Origin of the sequence: Fusibacter sp. A1 (genome assembly GCF_004125825.1) — a bacterium.
Taxonomy (GTDB): Bacteria; Bacillota; Clostridia; order Peptostreptococcales; family Acidaminobacteraceae; genus QQWI01.
In genome coordinates this window covers 1-17,913 of the sequence record NZ_QQWI01000012.1, presented here as the reverse complement: position 1 = coordinate 17,913, position 17,913 = coordinate 1, and the positions used below count along the sequence as shown (strand labels likewise).

Annotated in this window: 14 protein-coding genes, 12 tRNA genes, 2 rRNA genes and 1 other annotated feature; of the genes, 5 read left to right on the top strand and 23 right to left on the bottom strand. The window is 42.7% G+C overall.

Translation table 11 applies throughout. The features are described from left to right. Position 1: 1 nt before the first annotated feature. The gene (locus DWB64_RS15675) at positions 2-907 is read left to right on the top strand and encodes a copper amine oxidase N-terminal domain-containing protein (RefSeq protein WP_129489186.1); all 906 of its coding nucleotides are present in this window, start codon (positions 2-4) and stop codon (positions 905-907) included. Positions 908-949: 42 nt separating this feature from the next. Here DWB64_RS15675 and DWB64_RS15670 read toward each other — a convergent pair whose 3' ends face one another. Next, positions 950-3,283: a heavy metal translocating P-type ATPase gene (locus tag DWB64_RS15670; RefSeq protein ID WP_164980447.1), complete on the bottom strand. Its 2,334-nt coding sequence runs from the start codon at positions 3,281-3,283 to the stop codon at positions 950-952. A 186-nt stretch (positions 3,284-3,469) separates the two neighbouring features. Here DWB64_RS15670 and DWB64_RS15665 point away from each other — a divergent pair, with 186 nt between their 5' ends. Next, positions 3,470-4,747 (top strand): LCP family protein, encoded by a 1,278-nt coding sequence (locus DWB64_RS15665; RefSeq protein WP_129489184.1) that lies wholly within the window; start codon positions 3,470-3,472, stop codon positions 4,745-4,747. 52 nt (positions 4,748-4,799) lie between these two features. Here DWB64_RS15665 and DWB64_RS15660 read toward each other — a convergent pair. The 18 genes from DWB64_RS15660 to DWB64_RS15575 all read right to left on the bottom strand — a co-directional run bounded on the left by DWB64_RS15660 (position 4,800) and on the right by DWB64_RS15575 (position 11,781). Then, a tRNA-Arg gene (locus DWB64_RS15660) sits at positions 4,800-4,876 on the bottom strand. 58 nt (positions 4,877-4,934) lie between these two features. Beyond that, positions 4,935-6,023 (bottom strand): AI-2E family transporter, encoded by a 1,089-nt coding sequence (locus DWB64_RS15655; RefSeq protein ID WP_129489183.1) that lies wholly within the window; start codon positions 6,021-6,023, stop codon positions 4,935-4,937. 95 nt (positions 6,024-6,118) lie between these two features. Further along, positions 6,119-6,195 (bottom strand) — tRNA-Arg (locus DWB64_RS15650). Between the two features lie 81 nt (positions 6,196-6,276). Beyond that, positions 6,277-7,308 carry a PotD/PotF family extracellular solute-binding protein gene (locus tag DWB64_RS15645; RefSeq protein WP_129489182.1) on the bottom strand — a complete coding sequence of 344 codons (1,032 nt, stop codon included), beginning with the start codon at positions 7,306-7,308 and terminating at the stop codon, positions 6,277-6,279. 9 nt (positions 7,309-7,317) lie between these two features. Next, a complete protein-coding gene (locus DWB64_RS15640) occupies positions 7,318-8,145 on the bottom strand; it encodes an ABC transporter permease (RefSeq protein ID WP_243118991.1) in 828 nt (275 codons plus the stop codon). Then, the gene (locus DWB64_RS15635) at positions 8,139-8,963 is read right to left on the bottom strand and encodes an ABC transporter permease (protein WP_164980446.1); all 825 of its coding nucleotides are present in this window, start codon (positions 8,961-8,963) and stop codon (positions 8,139-8,141) included. Before DWB64_RS15635 ends, DWB64_RS15640 begins: the two co-directional genes overlap by 7 nt. Then, positions 8,960-10,000: a spermidine/putrescine ABC transporter ATP-binding protein gene (potA, locus tag DWB64_RS15630; protein ID WP_129489180.1), complete on the bottom strand. Its 1,041-nt coding sequence runs from the start codon at positions 9,998-10,000 to the stop codon at positions 8,960-8,962. Before potA ends, DWB64_RS15635 begins: the two co-directional genes overlap by 4 nt. Before the next feature lie 6 nt (positions 10,001-10,006). Next, complete coding sequence (locus tag DWB64_RS15625; protein ID WP_129489179.1) at positions 10,007-10,546, bottom strand: helix-turn-helix domain-containing protein; 540 nt, start codon at positions 10,544-10,546, stop codon at positions 10,007-10,009. Positions 10,547-10,681: 135 nt separating this feature from the next. Then, positions 10,682-10,755 (bottom strand) — tRNA-Cys (locus DWB64_RS15620). A 4-nt stretch (positions 10,756-10,759) separates the two neighbouring features. After that, a tRNA-Gly gene (locus DWB64_RS15615) sits at positions 10,760-10,834 on the bottom strand. Between the two features lie 42 nt (positions 10,835-10,876). Next, positions 10,877-10,952: transfer RNA gene (locus tag DWB64_RS15610), tRNA-Lys, on the bottom strand. Between the two features lie 5 nt (positions 10,953-10,957). Next, positions 10,958-11,032: transfer RNA gene (locus DWB64_RS15605), tRNA-Gly, on the bottom strand. A gap of 4 nt (positions 11,033-11,036) precedes the next feature. Continuing rightward, a tRNA-Thr gene (locus DWB64_RS15600) sits at positions 11,037-11,112 on the bottom strand. A gap of 108 nt (positions 11,113-11,220) precedes the next feature. Further along, positions 11,221-11,297 (bottom strand) — tRNA-Asp (locus DWB64_RS15595). Positions 11,298-11,427: 130 nt separating this feature from the next. Next, a tRNA-Val gene (locus tag DWB64_RS15590) sits at positions 11,428-11,503 on the bottom strand. Positions 11,504-11,544: 41 nt separating this feature from the next. Continuing rightward, positions 11,545-11,619: transfer RNA gene (locus DWB64_RS15585), tRNA-Glu, on the bottom strand. 5 nt (positions 11,620-11,624) lie between these two features. Then, positions 11,625-11,700, bottom strand: a tRNA-Met gene (locus DWB64_RS15580). A 6-nt stretch (positions 11,701-11,706) separates the two neighbouring features. After that, a tRNA-Asn gene (locus tag DWB64_RS15575) sits at positions 11,707-11,781 on the bottom strand. Between the two features lie 501 nt (positions 11,782-12,282). Between DWB64_RS15575 and hisS the strand changes: the two genes are divergently transcribed. Beyond that, positions 12,283-13,515 carry a histidine--tRNA ligase gene (gene hisS, locus DWB64_RS15570; protein ID WP_129489178.1) on the top strand — a complete coding sequence of 411 codons (1,233 nt, stop codon included), beginning with the start codon at positions 12,283-12,285 and terminating at the stop codon, positions 13,513-13,515. A gap of 42 nt (positions 13,516-13,557) precedes the next feature. Here the strand turns inward: hisS and DWB64_RS15565 are convergent, their stop codons facing one another. Continuing rightward, positions 13,558-14,196 (bottom strand): histidine phosphatase family protein, encoded by a 639-nt coding sequence (locus tag DWB64_RS15565; RefSeq protein ID WP_164980445.1) that lies wholly within the window; start codon positions 14,194-14,196, stop codon positions 13,558-13,560. 11 nt (positions 14,197-14,207) lie between these two features. Beyond that, on the bottom strand, positions 14,208-15,917 hold the full coding sequence (locus tag DWB64_RS15560) for a proline--tRNA ligase (RefSeq protein ID WP_129489176.1): 1,710 nt from the start codon (positions 15,915-15,917) through the stop codon (positions 14,208-14,210). Between the two features lie 47 nt (positions 15,918-15,964). Then, positions 15,965-16,160, bottom strand: a binding site (T-box leader). A 131-nt stretch (positions 16,161-16,291) separates the two neighbouring features. Between DWB64_RS15560 and DWB64_RS15555 the strand changes: the two genes are divergently transcribed. Together DWB64_RS15555 and DWB64_RS15550 are read left to right on the top strand one after the other, a co-directional pair. Then, positions 16,292-16,729 carry a MarR family winged helix-turn-helix transcriptional regulator gene (locus DWB64_RS15555; RefSeq protein WP_129489175.1) on the top strand — a complete coding sequence of 146 codons (438 nt, stop codon included), beginning with the start codon at positions 16,292-16,294 and terminating at the stop codon, positions 16,727-16,729. Position 16,730: 1 nt separating this feature from the next. After that, the gene (locus DWB64_RS15550) at positions 16,731-17,117 is read left to right on the top strand and encodes an HsmA family protein (protein ID WP_129489174.1); all 387 of its coding nucleotides are present in this window, start codon (positions 16,731-16,733) and stop codon (positions 17,115-17,117) included. Positions 17,118-17,656: 539 nt separating this feature from the next. Here DWB64_RS15550 and rrf read toward each other — a convergent pair. After that, a 5S ribosomal RNA gene (rrf, locus tag DWB64_RS15545) occupies positions 17,657-17,773 on the bottom strand. Positions 17,774-17,820: 47 nt separating this feature from the next. After that, positions 17,821-17,913: ribosomal RNA gene (locus DWB64_RS15540) — 23S ribosomal RNA — on the bottom strand; the annotation flags it as partial.

The following is a 17,913-nucleotide window of genomic DNA, read 5'->3' as shown; positions in this document are numbered from 1 at the left end:
AATGAAGAAGATTTTAGCCCTAACACTTGCCCTACTGATGACTTTCAGTAGCACATTCGTGGTGTTGGCAGCCCCCGGTGGAAACGGCAAGGGAAACGGCCAAACTAGCGGTGGCGACACTACTAAGATTGAACGTATGCAGCAGCTACAAGAAATGAAAGCACTTAGAAAATCAGAGCAGTATACTAGAAAATCTGTCGACGCTTACATGAGAATGCTTCGAAAAGAAATCCAGATGCTGATCGCTCAGATCAACGAAATGCTTGAAGGCAATTACGACGGTCCAGGCACTACAACATCAGGAGCAATTGAAATCGACATCACAACTGGTGGCGGTATCGATCTAGATCTTTATACAGGCGACACAGAGACTTTGTTGGCACTCCTTGCTCAACTCCAAGAATTAAGAAAAGACATAAACTTAGCAAGATTTGATGCTAGAGCCTTTATCAGAGCATCGTACTCACCAGGTGAACTTGAGTACATCCAGAACATATTAGATGGAATTTACAGCAGATACTCTGGATTCACAGCACTACCAGTCGATTCAATCGTCATGGAGGATGTCACTTTCAAATTTGACGTACCGCCACTAATCAAAAACGGCCGTACGCTGATTCCAGTGAGATCTATCGCAGAAGGTTTGGGCGCAGTTGTCACATGGGATGGCGTCAAGCAAGAAGTAACGATTGTTAGAGAAAACAAAGTGATCATCTTGACTATCGGCGAAAGCGTGGCTAAAGTCGGAACAGTAAATCCAGGAAACGACTTTGTAGAAGTTCCATTTGACTCGCAGGCTGAAATCGTCATGAGCCGTACCATCCTACCACTTCGTTTCATCGCTGAAACATTTGGGTTAACAGTGGAATGGGATGCTCAGACAAGAACCATCATCATCATAGAGTAGTAAAGCCCGCTAAAAAAGCCGTCGATTTTTCGACGGCTTTTACTATTTTTTGAACTTCATGACCCTGGATGCGTTAAGCACGGCAAGTAGCGCCACACCCACGTCTGCAAATACAGCTTCCCACATACCGGAAAGACCAGCGACTCCCATCACAAGAAACGCCACCTTCACTCCAAGAGCGAAAAATATGTTCTGATAGACAATCGTACGGGTTCTCTTTGCAATCGCAATCGCATCGATTATTCTTTCGATATCGTCATTCATCAGTACCACATCTGCAGCTTCTATGGCAGCTTCAGATCCAAGGCCGCCCATAGCGACACCTATATCGGCGCGCGCAAGAACTGGAGCGTCATTTATACCGTCACCCACAAAAGCTGTATGACCGTTTTCGATATCTATGATTTCAACTAAATGCTTTAGCTTGTCTTCAGGCATCAGACCTGAATAATAGTTGGCGATTCCAAGTTCCTCAGCGACCATGCCAGCCACTTCTTCCTTGTCACCGGTGAGCATCGATACACTGATCCCTTTTTCAGTAAGGCTTTCAATCAACTGCTTACTTCCCTCTTTCAAGGAATCACTAATCGAAAGTATGCCGATCAGCTTTTTATTGACAGCAATGTAGACTTCCGTGAGGTTTGACTCATGAATATCCATAGTATCTGTAAGATACTCGGCAACGAATGTTCTTTTTCCTGCTACTACTTCCAGGGCCTCATCAGATGCGACAATCCCTTTACCGGATAGTTCTTTATAGTCCTTCAGCTTGTCTACTCTTTTACCATGGGCTTCAACAATCGCCTTGGCAATCGGATGAGTCGAGTGAATTTCTGCCACTGCCGCATACTCAAGTACTTCTTCTTCGGTAAAACCGTTTAACGTCTCGACTTTTGTGACTTTAAATTCACCCTTTGTCAGCGTACCTGTCTTATCGAATACGATATGCGAAAGTCCAGATAAGGCTTCTAAGTAGTTCCCGCCTTTAATCAGGATTCCATGCTTTGAAGCGGCACCCAATCCACCAAAGTAACTTAGGGGTATCGATACGACAAGGGCGCATGGACACGAGATAACCAAGAAAATCAGCGCCCTGTAGATCCACATGCTAAAATCAAATCCTGTGAATAAGGGAACAATAAGGGCTATCATAGCGGCCGATACGACAACCGCCGGCGTATAGATACGAGCGAATTTTGTAATAAACTGTTCTGTCGTCGCTTTGCTGGCTGTCGCATTTTGCACAAGATCAATGATCTTTGATGCTGTCGATTCAGAGAATACTTTCTTTACTCTCAGTGTAAGCACACTATCCTGTACTAAAAAACCGCTAAATAGGGTTTCTCCTACCGCCTTGTATACAGGAACCGACTCCCCTGTCAGCGCAGAAGTATCGATATACGCCGCACCATTTTCAATAACACCATCTACAGGTACTCTTTCACCAGGCTTTACGACGATTAGGTCCTCTTCGTTAAGCAGCTCAGGAGCTATATCCCTTTCTTCATTTTCTATCATCAGATGCGCACGATCCGGTCTTATGGCGAGCAAGGATTTAATCGCCCCCCTTGACTGGTTGACAGCTTTGTCTTGAAACAGTTCACCTATCTCATAAAAAAGCATTACTCCAACCGCTTCAGGTAGTTCACCTAGGATGAACGCTCCCGCTGTCGCAATGGTCATCAAAAAATTCTCGTCGAACCATTGTCCTTTTCCAATATTCTTAAATGCCTTTCTAATGACAGGATACCCGACCACCAGATAGGCGAAAACCATAAGAGCCTTTGCATAGATTTCAATACCTGTCAAATAGCTTTGACTCAAAATACCGATGATAAAGCCCACCGCACCAATCGTGACCCTCTGTTTTCTTGAAAATTCAAAGAGCGTTTTCTTCTTTACCGTCAGCGCTTGGGTTTGGATAATGTTTCTTGAGGAAGGAACAACGGTAACACCATCTTCATAGCCGTCGATCAGCGTCTGAAGTCGGCTTCTGAGGTTTGACTTGATACTTGTTTCTAGCTTAAGTTCACCTGTAGCGAATTGATAAGAGACATTATCATAATCCTCGTCCCTTCTCAGTGCTGTCATGATTTTCTCAGTACAACCAGCACATGTGAGTCCCTCAAGTAAAAATACGAACTCGACACGCTTGTCATCCTTCTCGATGATCTCTACTTCTTCTTCATGACTGTGAACGATTTTTTGAACCTTGGCAAATAGGTTCTCTATAGGTGCATTCAGGTCTAATGTCAATTCTCCAGTTGCAAAATTAAAACTTACATTAGTGATATCATCAGTACCTTTCAAGTCCCTCTGAATCGCTTCGGCACAGCCTGAACATGTCAGATGCTTCAGTTTAAATTGTCTTTTCATACGATCCCCTCTCTTTTCATATGAATGATTGTTCATATGTTCATTTAATTTTACATGAGACCGTAAATAATTTCAATTCTTTTTTCAAATATAACAAAACGATAACGGTTTTTGATTTTGAATGACACAATCAAGCAGTTGTGATATGCTTATCGATGATTATTCAGATAGGAAAGAAGGGTTAACATGAAAAAACACAACTTAAAAAAAACAATAGTGTTTTCACTATTATTCTTTATGCTCTTATTCGCAGGCAGCTATGGAGTTGCCCACCACTACTTCAGTAAATTCACGTTTAAAAGGACTGTTATTGAAGAAAATATCGTCGCTATCGATCCCAACGATGAGCAATCCTCGGATGGAAAGACAAATGATAAAGCCGATAAGGAAATCAACCTCTTATTGCTTGGAACAGATAAGAGCGGCTACCGTACCGATTCGATGATGGTAGTGCACTACGATCCACACACCAATACCACATCGATGTTCTCCATACCGAGGGATTACAGAATAGACCTCTCGGAGAACGTACAGGAACTGATTAGAAACCACAGTCCGCACATCAAACTGACAGAGCTTCATGCCTATGCCAAAATGGCGGATTACGAAAGCCCAGCCTCACTGACAGCAAAAGCGATAGAAGAGCTACTAGATATTTCATTCGATCACCTGATCATGATCAATATCAACGCATTTAAAGAAGTAGTCGATTCAGTAGGCGGCGTAGAGGTCTATGTTCCACAAGCGATGAATTACGACGATCCCACACAGAATCTGCATATCAATCTACAAGAAGGTTTGCAGCTGCTTGATGGCGATAAGGCGGAACAGCTTGTCCGATTTAGAAAAGGGAACAACAATTCAGGCTACGGAGATTTTGGACGCATGGAGATGCAGCAGTACTTCTTAAGCGCATACCTGAAAAAAGTCTTCACGCTCGACACGGCATTCAATATCACAGAAGTATTCAACTCCTTATCCGAGTTCGTTCAGACAGATGCAAATTTAAACGATGTTTTAGCTTTAATGCAGACAACCAAACATATCGACTTTGACAAAATCTACTCCCATACGCTACCTGGCAAGGACAACCGGATCGATGGCATCTACTACTACGATCCACCATCGGTTTCAGAGCTTAAAGCCTTTTACTCGACATCCTTGACAGCGGACCAGTATCCACAACAAGACAGTCTCGAATACTCTTTACGCATCCTCAACGGAAACGGATCATCAGGACTTGCAGATGAATATCAGGCGCTCTTTGAAAAGCTTGGATACGCAGTAGATGAAACAGGCGACTTCAACGGCACAAGAACTATCAAGACCCAGATCATCGTTCCAGAGCTAGGTCTTGGACAGGACCTCAAATCACACTTTAAGCTTTCAGAGGTCATCGTCGATCCAAATCGGCTGGGGTCAAAAAATGAAATCATGATCATTCTGGGCAAACTTGAGATTTAACTGAAAAATGAACATAAAAAAACACACTGCATATGCAGTGTGTTTTCTTTTATGGTGCGCCCTGAGGGATTTGAACCCCCGACCTTCTGGTTCGTAGCCAGACACTCTATCCAACTGAGCTAAGAACGCGTATCGCCTAACGACTAGTATATCTTATAACATAACAAGGCCACTTGCAAGTCTTTTTTTATTTTTTTACCTGATGATGTTTTTCATCATATTTTGTAATCATTCTAGATAGCGTTATTTTGATAATCGCACCTGTCGGTATAGCTAAAAGTATTCCAAGAACGCCCCACAATCCTCCACCTATGGTAATTGAAAGGATAATCCAAATCGGATCTAATCCGATGTAGTTCCCCATCACTCTCGGGCCGATAAAGTTACCGTCAAATTGCTGCAGGATGACGATAAACACCACAACCCAAAGCGCTTTGATCGGATCATACATTAGCGTGACTGTTACAGCCGGTATCGCGCCGATAAAGGGACCGATATAAGGAATGACATTTGTACTCATGATGATAAGTCCAAGAATCAGTGCGAATCTCACACCCATCACAGATAAGCCCAGATAGGCCAGTATCCCGACAATAAATGCCTCTACCAGGAGCCCTGTTAAAAAGTGAGAAAATACCGTGTTCACTTCTGATGCGTGAAAAATGATACGTTCACTTTTCTCTTTTCCAAATATGGATCTGGTCACATTCTTAAAAAGCTGCAAGACCTTATGTTTATCAAGCAGCATATACACTGAGATGATGATACCAAAAAATACATTCATGAAAGTCGATGTGATATTGATAAAGATCTGAGTCAGGTTGCTCACGATAAAGTTGGAGACCGTAGTCACTATTTCAGCCATCCTGTTCAGATTTTCGTAGACCACTTCTTGGTACGGACCAAAATCAAGCCCTTGAAACTGTTTCATCAAGGCAATGACGCCCTTTGAGATTTCCCTCCCCAAAGAGATGCCGTTGTCGATGATCTGCGGAACCACATATGCTGAAAACATCGAAATACCCAATATCAAGCCTAAATAGGTCACTGCGATGATAAGTCCCCTCTTGCCCCCCAGTGCTTTTTCAAATGCGGATATGGGTCTATTGAGCACGTAGGCGATACCAAACCCGATATAAAAAGGAGTCAGGACAGAAAAAAACCTTCCGATAGAAGCCTGAATACTAAGGTAATTTACAATGACATAGGCGACTATGAGAACAGCGATACTTGAAAGTACCAGATATTCAATGAAATTTCTTCTGTTTTTGAACATGTCGCTCTCCTAACTGTTTTCTCTTATTGTAGCAATTTTTTCGAATTGTAACAATAAAAAAACACCGTACCTCATGTACGGTGTTTTCTATTTCATGGTGCGCCCTGAGGGATTTGAACCCCCGACCTTCTGGTTCGTAGCCAGACACTCTATCCAACTGAGCTAAGAACGCTTGAACAATATTTATTCTACCATGAAATTGAGATAAGTCAACAGCTCTGACTAAAGTTGCACAATTCTGAATTAACTTTCACTACTTAAGTTTTATCTCCGTCCAAACGCGGTTGTAAACTTCTATGAAATCGCCCGGATCATTGAAAATTTCGCTGTTTTTCAAGTTGTCGATATTCGGATACGCGATCTCGTTATTCTGAACTTCCTCATCAAGAAGATCAAACGCGCCTGTATTCGGAGTGGAATAACCGACCCAGTCAGTATTTAACGCGGCGTTCTCAGGATCCAGCATGAAGTTGATAAACGCGATCGCCTCATCGTAGTTCTGTGCCCCTTTAGGAATAACCATGGCGTCGTACCACACGTTTGTACCTTCTTTAGGCAGTGCGAAATTCAAGTTCTCGTTTTCATCCTGAAGTGCGATGGCCTCACCGTTCCATGTCGCCATGAACGCGGCGCCATCTGCGACCATAATGTCTTTTCCGTTATCCACGACATAAGCAAGCACTAAATCCTTTTGATCCATAAGCAGCTGCTTCGCTTCTTCAAGCTCATTCTCATTTCGAGTGTTCATGCTATATCCAAGTAGTTTCAGTGCGATCATCAAAGAGTCGCGCTGCGAGTCAAGCATCAGGATCTGCCCTTTGTACTTTTCGTCAAAGAGAATGTTCCAGCTGTCCACAGGATCGTCAACTAATGTCTCGTTGTAAAGGATACCAACCGTACCCCAGAAATAAGGGACACTGTATTCGTTACCTGGATCATAGGCTAAATTCCTATATGCATCACCGATTTGACCGTAATTGTCGATCAAAGAAGTATCAACTTTTTCAAGCATGTCCTCAGAAATAAGCTTCTCGATCATGTAATCTGACGGAATAGCAATATCATATTGTGTTCCACCATTTTTAAGCTTGACATACATATCCTCATTTGTCGCATATTCCTCATAAATCACTTGGATTCCAGTTTCTTCGGTAAATTGCTCACGAAGACTTTCGTCCATGTACTCGCCCCAGTTGTAGACATAAAGTACCTTTTTGTCACTGCCGCACGCTGTGAGTGCGAACATCATTACAACCACAAGTAAAACGCTTAAAATTCTTTTCATCGTTACCTCCTAAAGGTCTTCAATCTTGCTTCTTTTATTGACGACTATCAATAGCCCAATAACCGCAAGAAACATGAGTGTCGAAAGAGCATTGATTTTTGGACTGATACCCTTTCTGGCCATCGAAAAAATTGAAATGGATAAATTCTGCACACCACTTCCAGTGGTGAAGAAACTGATTACAAAATCATCAATCGATAAAGTAAATGCTATGAGGGCACCTGTCACGATGCCAGGTTTAATTTCTGGTAAAACCACTTTCATAAACGCTTGAGATGGTTTTGCACCTAAGTCCATGGCTGCCTCGACAGTGTCTTTTGGCATCTGCTTCAGTTTAGGTAAAACAGAAAGCACCACATAGGGAATACAAAATGTGATATGCGCTATCAAAAGCGTCAAAAATCCATTACGGATACCAAAAATAGCATTGAATAAAAAAGCGAACCAGACCATCAAGGCGACACCGGTGACGATATCCGGATTCAAAATCGGAATATTATTGACCGCCAAAATTGATTTCTTAGCCCATTTCTTCTTATACCTGTGAATCCCATATGCAGCCAGTGTGCCTATTAAAGTTGCAACAATCGAAGCGATAAGTGCGATCGTTAACGTATAGTATAACGCCTTCATGATCTGGCTGTCATTGAAGAGTTCACCATACCACTTAAAGGTGAAACCTTGCCACTTTCCTCCGCGCTTTCCTTCATTGAAGGAGAACACCATCAGAATAAGTATCGGAGCATACAAGACCGCATAGATCAGCGCAAGATAACTCCGCTGCATCAGGGGCTTATCAAAAAAGTCGAAAACCCCGTCAAAAATCTTCCTTACCATAATCCGCCACCTTCGCTTTCCCCTTCAAACCGGCCAAGCACTGTCATCAGCAGCAGTATGATAATCATCAGTACCATAGATAGCGCAGACCCGAAGTGCCAGTCGTAGCTAAGGGTAAACTGGCGTTCAATTAAGTTACCGATCAGATCATACTTGCCGCCACCCAGCAGCGCAGATATTACAAAGGTACTCACTGCCGGCATAAACGTCATCGTAATCCCCGAAAACACACCTGGGAGCGACAAAGGCAAAATGATATGGGTAAAAACACGTCGACCCGTAGCACCTAAGTCTTCCGCAGCCTCTATAAGCTTGTTGTCCATTTTACTGATGACCGTATAGATAGGCAGAATCATGAATGGAATGTAATTGTAAACCATGCCGAATAGGACCGCGCCTTCATTGAATAGCAGATTAAGCGTAGGAAGGTCCATTGACATCATCACTTGATTCACAAGACCTGTTGGTCCAAGTAAATACTGAATCGCATACGTTCTTAATAAAAAATTCATCCACATGGGGAGCACAAGTAGGACCACGAGCCACTTCTCAACCCTTGCAGGCAGTTTCGTCAACATATAGGCGACTGGATAACCAAGTACCAGACACAGGGCTGTGGCCACAAGCGCCATAACAAACGACCGGATACCGATACGCATCACCAAGGGATCAAACAGTCGAAAGACACTTTCCAAAGAAAAAGCGTATCCCGCTTCCGTTGTTTTGGTAAAAGCCAAGAAAAGAATCATCAATAGTGGAATAATGATAAATAGCGCGCTCCATACTAAATAAGGGGCACTACTGTATCTTTTCATCATAAGCTCACCTTTTCCATGACATGAATGTCTTCAGGACCGAAATTCAACGAAACCATTTCTCCTTTTGACCTCATCCTTGTGGAATGGACAAGCCACTCGAATCCGCTCGACTCAATCAGCATCTCATAATGAACACCTTTGAAAACCACAGAAGACACAATACCGTTCACTCCACCATTTGGATCGTTCAAGGTGATATCTTCCGGTCGTATCACAATTTCAACGTTCTCATTTTTCGTAAAATCCTTATCTACGCAGATGAACTCATGCCCCAGAAAAGCCACTTTATAGTCGTCGATCATCACCCCTGAGATAATGTTCGACTCTCCTATAAAATCAGCTACAAACGCATTTTCAGGCTCGTTGTAGATATCTGTCGGAGACCCGATCTGCTGAATGACCCCATGGTTCATGATGATGATCTTATCCGACATCGTCAGCGCTTCTTCCTGGTCATGGGTGACATAGATAAATGTGATCCCTACCTCTTGCTGCATTGCCTTAAGCTCATGCTGCATTTCTTTTCTAAGCTTTAAATCAAGCGCTCCAAGCGGTTCGTCAAGCAAAAGGACCTTAGGCTCGTTGACCAGTGCCCTTGCAATGGCAATTCTCTGCTGTTGGCCTCCACTTAGCGCATTGATTCTTCGTTTTTCATATCCTGCCAGGTTTACGAGCTCAAGCATCCTGTGTACACGATTTCTGATTTCGCTCTCAGAAATCTTTTTTATCCTAAGACCGAATGCGATGTTTTCATAAACGTTCAGATGTGGAAATAGAGCATACTTCTGAAAAACAGTGTTAATCTGTCTTTCATATGGCGGTATGTCATTTAATCTTTTCCCATCAAAGCGTATTTCTCCAGAAGTAGGTTTTTCAAAACCACCGATCATTCTCAAGGTAGTTGTTTTACCACATCCGCTTGGTCCCAATAGGGTTAAAAACTGATTTTCATTAATCCATACGTCCAAGTCATTCACAACTGTGTCTTCACCGTATACTTTTGTAAGCTTACTTGTCTCAATTATCCTGCTCATCATACTCTCCTAAAAACTCGGTGGTGTACTAATCATCAAAACAGTCGCAGGCCGTTTGTAAGGATTAGAGATGCGGTGCCATATATTCGAGCGATAATAGAAACTTTCACCCTTTTTGATTCGATATGTTTTTTTACCCAGCTGCACTTCAATTTGACCCGTCAAACAATAACCGAACTCTTCTCCTTCATGAGACTCCTCGTCGGTGTATACCCCCATCGGATCAAGTTCGATTAAAATCGGCTCCATATCGTTTTTCTGAGAATTACTGATCAACCATGAAACCTGATGTCCCAGTTCTTCATTTTGCGTCGTAAAGATATCCTCTGGTCCGAATACGATTTTCTCATCATGCTCTTCGCTGAAAAACTCATTCAGATTAGTACCTAACGTATCTAGGATATCAACAAGCGTAGCAATGGAAGGCGAAGTCAGATCACGTTCCATCAGCGAAATGAATCCTTTCGATAGGTCACATCTTGAAGCCAGTTCCTCTTGTGTCAAATTGTTCTCTAACCTAAGTCTTTTGATCTTATTCCCGATATTCAAATTAACACTCCTTTGTATAAACAAACTCCATGTTTAGTATTATAAAACAACACAAATGTAAACGCAAGGTTTAGTAGCACTAAACTTTGTAGAGAACATAAAAAAAACTCAATCGATTGATTGAGTTTTTCTTGATGGAGGCGGCACCCAGATTTGAACTGGGGATAAAGGATTTGCAGTCCTCTGCCTTACCACTTGGCTATGCCGCCATCTTGGAGCGGAAGAAGGGATTTGAACCCTCGACCCTCGCCTTGGCAAGGCGATGCTCTACCACTGAGCCACTTCCGCAGAATGTAAAAATCGTAACACGATTTTTACACTTAATGAAATTGGTGATCCATCCGCGACTCGAACGCGGGACACCCTGATTAAAAGTCAGATGCTCTACCGACTGAGCTAATGGACCATAATTGGAGCGGAAGACGAGATTTGAACTCGCGACCCTCGCCTTGGCAAGGCGATGCTCTACCACTGAGCCACTTCCGCAAAATGGAGCCGATGATGGGACTCGAACCCGCGACCTATTGATTACAAGTCAATTGCTCTACCAATTGAGCTACATCGGCATGTTGAATACATAAAGGTAATTTCATCGCTGTGCGATGACCATTTTATTTTGCCTCGACTTTCGGTATTTACTTCGTAAAACCTACCGTCTGCAAAATAAAATTAATTGGCGATCCGGAAGGGATTCGAACCCTCGACCTCCAGCGTGACAGGCTGGCGTTCTAACCAGCTGAACTACCGGACCGCTTATTGAATTTCGCACTAGGTGCGAAATACAGTAATGTACTCTCGTTGCTGTGCAACGACCATTTTTTATTGCCTCGACTCTCGGTATTTACTTCGTAAAACCTACCGTCTGCAATAAAAAATTGAGATGGTGGGAACAATAGGGATCGAACCTATGACATCTTGCTTGTAAGGCAAGCGCTCTCCCAGCTGAGCTATGCTCCCATGAATCCTCAGCCGATGTAATCATCAACCAAGAATTGTTGTGGTGACCCCTAGGGGAATCGAACCCCTGTTACCGCCGTGAAAGGGCGGTGTCTTGACCGCTTGACCAAGGGGCCTTGAATGGTTGCGGGAACAGGATTCGAACCTGTGACCTTTGGGTTATGAGCCCAACGAGCTACCAACTGCTCCATCCCGCGTTATATTGGCTCCAAGGGTGGGACTCGAACCCACAGCCTACCGGTTAACAGCCGGTTGCTCCACCGTTGAGCTACCTTGGAATCTTGCTTGCTGCCTGTTTCGGCAACAAATACATCTTATAACACACAGCAACTTACGTCAATAGTTTTTTTCAAAAAAAAGTTTGTTTTTTAAAAGATGAAATACTCTGAATTGACGCACAATCCTGCCTATTTTTTTCTACATTATATAGCACAAACACATCCTTGTCATTCTAATTTTTTTTTGATTTTTCAACTTACTTTTCAACCGTTTATTTCTTGTATCAGCACAAAATTCATAACCGTCTCATGCCGATTTTTTTTATCTCAAACTTTGACATACGTTCTCGTTTGCGATATACTCAAACTAATCAGAGGTGATTCTAATGCTATTATTAAAAATTGACATTGAAAACCTAATATTTGTCCATCATCATTAATTCGCGTTTGCACGTCAGTGCAGCGCTTATTGCTGTGCACTGATGGGATTTGAACTTCTACCTGTCAGTGATGACAGGTTTTTTTATTTAAACTTCAATTAAAAACGATATGGAGGCTGACATGGCTAGTAACTTACCCCCAAAAGGTATGAGAGATTTTTTACCTAAAGACAAGGCTTTAAGGGAATACGTGATGAAAGTGATTCGTGAGGAGTATGCGAGAAACGGATTCACGGAAATCGAAACTTCACAAATCGAGAATTTAAGCAATTTGGAAAACAGCGACGGTGGCGATAACACTAAGTTGATATTTAAGATCTTAAAACGTGGCGACAAGTTGAAGTTGAATCAAATCCCAGAATCAGAATCAGCACTTACCGATCTCGGCTTAAGATTCGACCTTACGCTACCGCTCAGTCGTTTTTATGCCAATAACCGAAATGAGTTGCCACCTATATTCAAAGCAATTCAAATAGGCAACGTGTTTAGAGCTGAACGTCCTCAGAAGGGCCGATACAGAAACTTTATCCAGTGTGATGTGGATGTCATCGGCGATGCTACAAACCTGACAGAAATAGAACTGATCAACACAGTCGGCAGCGCGCTCACAAAGCTTGGACTGAATGAACTAACCATTAAGATCAATGACAGAAGAATCTTAAAAGGATTGACCGCTGCAGCAGGATTCGCTCCAGAAGAATTTCAAGATGTAGCGATCACACTCGATAAACTTGATAAAATCGGTCAGGACGGTATCCTAGAAGAGTTGAGCGAAAAAGGATATGGAGAGGATAAAATCACTTCACTCATGCAGCTCAGCGACAAACTTGCAACAGAGGGCCTCACAGCAGCAAAGGAACTTTCTGCAGAGGGCTTTGAGAACATCAATGAAATTATCGAAGTTATTGAATCAGTAGCTGCAAACTACAAGATCGTATTCGACTATTCACTCGTCAGAGGCATGGGATACTATACAAGTACCATATTCGAAGTATTTTACGGCTCACTTGGTTATGCAGTCGGCGGTGGTGGTCGTTACGATGAAATGATCGGCAAGCTTAGCGGAATCGATGTGCCGGCCTGCGGGTTTTCTATCGGCTACGAGCGAATTATCGATATTTTAAGAGAAGAAAAACGTGATATCCCTACAGGTACGCGCCTAGCACTTTTTTATGACACGCGTGACTCCTTGAAAGACGTGATCAAAACATCTATCGAATTAAGAGAAACCTATTCGGTAGTCTCTGTTTTCGCGAAAAAGAAAAAATTCGGTAAGCAGATAGAACGTCTGGCCGAGCAAGGTTTTGACGCCTTCACCGTCTACGCAGAAGAACTTGAGATTAAAGACCTCTAAAAGAGAGGCCACACCCCGATTTAAGGTGTGGCCTCTTTCTATTTAGTAGTCAAATTTTGCTTTTTCCTGTTCAGGATAATGATCAATACAGCCTTGAAGCAAGAAGGTATCGCTTCCCTCTTGTCGCTCTATGATCGTCAGATTGGCCGAATGCATATATGGTTTTTGTGTCCAGAACTCATCCAAAGGAATATTCTGTAGTTGCGAGTAGATTGCCTTTAACACGCCACCATGAGCCACAATCAATATGGTCTCTCCTTCATGCTTCTGGGTGATTTCATCAAGTGCCTCATTCACCCTTTTAACAAAGGTCGCATAAGACTCGCCACAATCCGGTTCAAATGCACTTGGATTTTTCCAAAAATCATCATATCGCTTGGGATTTTCTTCGCGGACCTCATCCCACAACTTACCTTGCCATGAACCAAAGTCCATTTCACATAGTCCTTCAAGTCTTGTGGTTTTGACAGACTTTCCTGCCATAATGATTTCTTGCGTCTCGATAGTTCTTCCGCTAGTGCTCGTATAAACCGCGTCAAAACTGATAGGTTGCAGTCTCTCAGCCAGCCACTGAGCTTGTTTCCTACCAAGCTCAGTCAGTTTTGAATCCAGTTTCCCCTGGCTGCGTCCTTCAAGATTCCACTCCGTTTGTCCATGTCTTGTTAGATAGATCGTAGTCATCTGAACCACCATTAAAGCGCCAGGCACTCGATGACTTTAGCAATCGCCTCTTCCGTGGTAAGCTCTATCTTTTCACCTTTTGAACGTTCTTTAAACTCTACAATACCCTGCTCGGCATTCTTACCTACATTGATAGCGAAAGGAATGCCTATAAGCTCGGCATCCTTAAATTTAACACCTGCACGCTCAATACGATCATCAATAATTACTTCTACACCCCTTGCCTTAAGTTCTTCGTAGATTTTGAAGCCTAGCTCCTGCTGATCTTCCTTTTTTGAATTGACGACTGTTACAATCGCCTTATAAGGAGCCACAGCCACTGGCCATATGATTCCATTTTCATCATAGCTCTGTTCAATGATCGCAGCCATCGTACGGGATACACCAATACCATGAGATCCCATTACAATAAGTTGCTCCTTACCGTTGGCATCAAGATAGGTGGCGCCTAATGATTTTGAATATTTGGTTCCAAGTTGGAATATGTTGCCTACCTCGTTACCTCGGTCCATCGACAGTCTTGTATTACATTTTGGGCAATTGTCCCCTTCTCTGACAAGAAGCAGATCCGTTGCGATCTCACCTTTAAAATCACGACCGTAATTCACATTTTTAAAGTGGAAATCTGTTTGATTTGCACCGACGATGACATTCACCATTTTAGTGATTCTCTCATCGACTACAAGTCTGATATCGCCGTTTAAGCCGATTGGACCAGCATAACCGACTTCAGCTCCAGTAGCAGCCTTAACCGTCTCTTCATCAGCCATCTCAAGTTCGTGCTCCGCACAATCCAAGAAATTGATCAGCTTAATTTCGTTAAGCTCCCTGTCTCCAGGAATCATCACTGCCACTGTCTTTCCTTGAACATTGTATAATAAGGTTTTAACAAAACAGTCTTCACTAAGTCCAAAGAAACTCTTAAGCTCCTCGATTGTTTTTGTATCCGGTGTTGAAACTTTTTCGAGCTCCAAGGCTTCAAAATTAGCACTTGCGACCTCGTAGACCACATCCGCTTTTTCATCGGTAGCAGCATAATCACATGATTCACAGTATACGATCTGCGTTTCTCCTATTTCAGATAGGGCGATAAATTCATGTGAATCGCTTCCACCCATCGCACCTGCATCACCCTCGACTACTTTGTAATTAAGTCCACATCTGTCGAATACGCGCTCATAAGCTTTCCACATTGATTCGTAGGCCTCTTTCATACCCGCCTCATCCTTATCAAATGTATACGCATCCTTCATGATGAATTCGCGACATCTCATCAAGCCGAATCTAGGACGTTTTTCATCACGATACTTCGTTTGAATCTGATACAAGCTAAGTGGAAGTTGCTTATATGATTTTACTTCGTGTCTGATAAGATCAGTGAAAACTTCCTCATGAGTTGGTCCTAGACAGAACTCTCTATTGTGACGATCGTACAGTTTAAACATTTCAGGCCCAAAATCAGCCCATCTACCTGTTTCCTTCCAAAGCTCAGATGGAATCATCGCAGACATCAGCGACTCTTGAGAATCAATAGCATCCATTTCTTCGCGTACGATTCGTTCAATGTTCTTAATCACCTTGTGTCCAAGTGGCAAATAAGTATAAATTCCAGCTGCAAGCATACGAACCATTCCAGCTCTTAAAAGTAATTGATGGCTTGGCAGTTCCGCTTCCGATGGAACTTCTCTTAATGTTGGTGCATATAGTTTTGACATTTTCATAGTTGTACTCTCCTTAAATTAAAAAAACTTCGTCCCTTTGCTCAATGCAAAGGGACGAAGTAATATCCGCGGTACCACCCTAATAGGTCATAGACCCACTTTTTAGTTGATAACGTAACCACACGACTTAAGTTTTCTTAAGTAGCTCCTAGGTAGGTTCAGTAACAGCGCACATAACACTTTTCACCAACCAGTGTCTCTCTCCATGTGATCTTACCTAATAATCCTAATCAACGCTTATTCGTTTTCCATAGATATAGTATAGTCGATAAAAAAAAGTTGTCAAGCATATAATTAAGTTGACAGAGAGAGAAATATGGTTTATAGTTTGCATAGAAACTATTTTAGTTCGCACGCAAACGAAGGAGAATCCATTGAATCAGAACGCCGCTTTTCAAATTGTCATGCTGATTCGTGAGTTATATGGCAAAGTCAGCTGTCAACTAAACGAGAATATGACTGCTCATCAACTTACTCACCAGCAGCTTATCGTAATCAAACTCATCGCACATCACAAAAAGCTGACTGTGAATGACCTCTGCAAAGAAATGTCACTCACAAAAGGAACAGTATCAGGAATCATAAGCCGCCTCGAAAAACAAGGCATTCTACAAAAGGAACACGATGTCAAAGACAAAAGAAGCGTATGGATCTCTTTTTCACCAGAAGGACTAAAGATCGCAAGAGAGTTAAGAGAAACCATGAATCATTCCTTTGAAGCCCTATTTGACGATATCGACCTCAGCAAAAGAACAGAAATCATCGACACCCTAAAATATCTGCTGGCTATCATGCCACAAAAGGAGAACTAACATGTCATTACCACTAATAACAGCAATCATCACAATCAGCCTGGCACTTGTGTTTTACACTATCGGTGTTTGGTCAGAACATAAAGAGAAGAAACTAACCTTAAAACACCTTATCTTCTTTATCCTAGGCCTAATCTTCGATACAACAGGAACAACCATCATGAGCAGCATCGCAGGCAACTCAGACGCAGTCCACACAGGCCTCAACTGGCACGCCATCACAGGCGGCTTCGCAATAGGCTTAATGGCATTCCACGCAATCTGGGCAATCATAGTACTCGTCAAGAAAAACGACAAAGCGCAAATCAACTTCCATAAATTCAGCCTTGTAGTTTGGCTATTGTGGCTGATTCCATACGTAAGCGGCGCGATTATCGCAATGAAATAACACACACACGAGCCAAATTGGTTCGTGTTTTTTTATTGAGATGATAGTGATTTACCACGAGCGTACTTTGCTCGTGTGGGCTAAAAGTGAATCGTGCTACGAATGCTTTTTATTCGTAGACTGCGTAAGTGAATTGTATTTCATTCACGGGCAGAGTTCACGGAGCCCGACCCCAGATAAGGTCTCTTGAGAGTATCACCGAGTTCTGTGGAATGTGGAAAGTAGAATGTGGAAACTCTAGAAGCTACGCTTCGCGAGCTACCCACGCGCGGAACGCGCAAGGGATTCCACATTCCACATACTACATTCCACAAACCTCTCCAACTCTTCAACAAAAACGAAAAAAGACATTAGATCAACTAATGTCTTTTTCAAATAAGCAACGTCTTATCCTTGCGAGTGTTTTTTACTCGCAACCAGCGTAAGTGAGCGCTTTTTGCTCACGGGCTGGCCACTGGGAACAAAGAGACGTTGCAGTCCAATATAACTTTCAGTACATATGAAAAAACACACCAGTTAAACTGATGTGTCATTTCTCAAATAAGCAACGTCTTATCTTCCCAGCCAGCTGCCCGGCAAGTATTTTCAGCGCTGAAGGACTTAACTTCTGTGTTCGAGATGGGAACAGGTGTATCCCCTTCGCTATCGCTACTTAATATTCTGATTTCGCTTTGCAAAATCAAAACTTCATATAATCACATTTTGGGTCAAGACCTCGACCTATTAGTATCTGTCAGCTGAACACATTGCTGTGCTTACACCTCAGACCTATCAACCTTGTGGTCTACAAGGGGTC

Coding starts and splice junctions, on each gene's coding strand:
- DWB64_RS15670 (WP_164980447.1), bottom strand. CDS start 3,283: ATGAAAAGACAATTTAAACTGAAGCATCTGACATGTTCAGGCTGTGCC.
- DWB64_RS15665 (WP_129489184.1), top strand. CDS start 3,470: ATGAAAAAACACAACTTAAAAAAAACAATAGTGTTTTCACTATTATTC.
- DWB64_RS15640 (WP_243118991.1), bottom strand. CDS start 8,145: ATGGTAAGGAAGATTTTTGACGGGGTTTTCGACTTTTTTGATAAGCCC.
- DWB64_RS15635 (WP_164980446.1), bottom strand. CDS start 8,963: ATGATGAAAAGATACAGTAGTGCCCCTTATTTAGTATGGAGCGCGCTA.
- hisS (WP_129489178.1), top strand. CDS start 12,283: ATGGCTAGTAACTTACCCCCAAAAGGTATGAGAGATTTTTTACCTAAA.
- DWB64_RS15565 (WP_164980445.1), bottom strand. CDS start 14,196: ATGACTACGATCTATCTAACAAGACATGGACAAACGGAGTGGAATCTT.
- DWB64_RS15655 (WP_129489183.1), bottom strand. CDS start 6,023: ATGTTCAAAAACAGAAGAAATTTCATTGAATATCTGGTACTTTCAAGT.
- DWB64_RS15645 (WP_129489182.1), bottom strand. CDS start 7,308: ATGAAAAGAATTTTAAGCGTTTTACTTGTGGTTGTAATGATGTTCGCA.
- potA (WP_129489180.1), bottom strand. CDS start 10,000: ATGATGAGCAGGATAATTGAGACAAGTAAGCTTACAAAAGTATACGGT.
- DWB64_RS15550 (WP_129489174.1), top strand. CDS start 16,731: ATGTCATTACCACTAATAACAGCAATCATCACAATCAGCCTGGCACTT.
- DWB64_RS15675 (WP_129489186.1), top strand. CDS start 2: ATGAAGAAGATTTTAGCCCTAACACTTGCCCTACTGATGACTTTCAGT.
- DWB64_RS15560 (WP_129489176.1), bottom strand. CDS start 15,917: ATGAAAATGTCAAAACTATATGCACCAACATTAAGAGAAGTTCCATCG.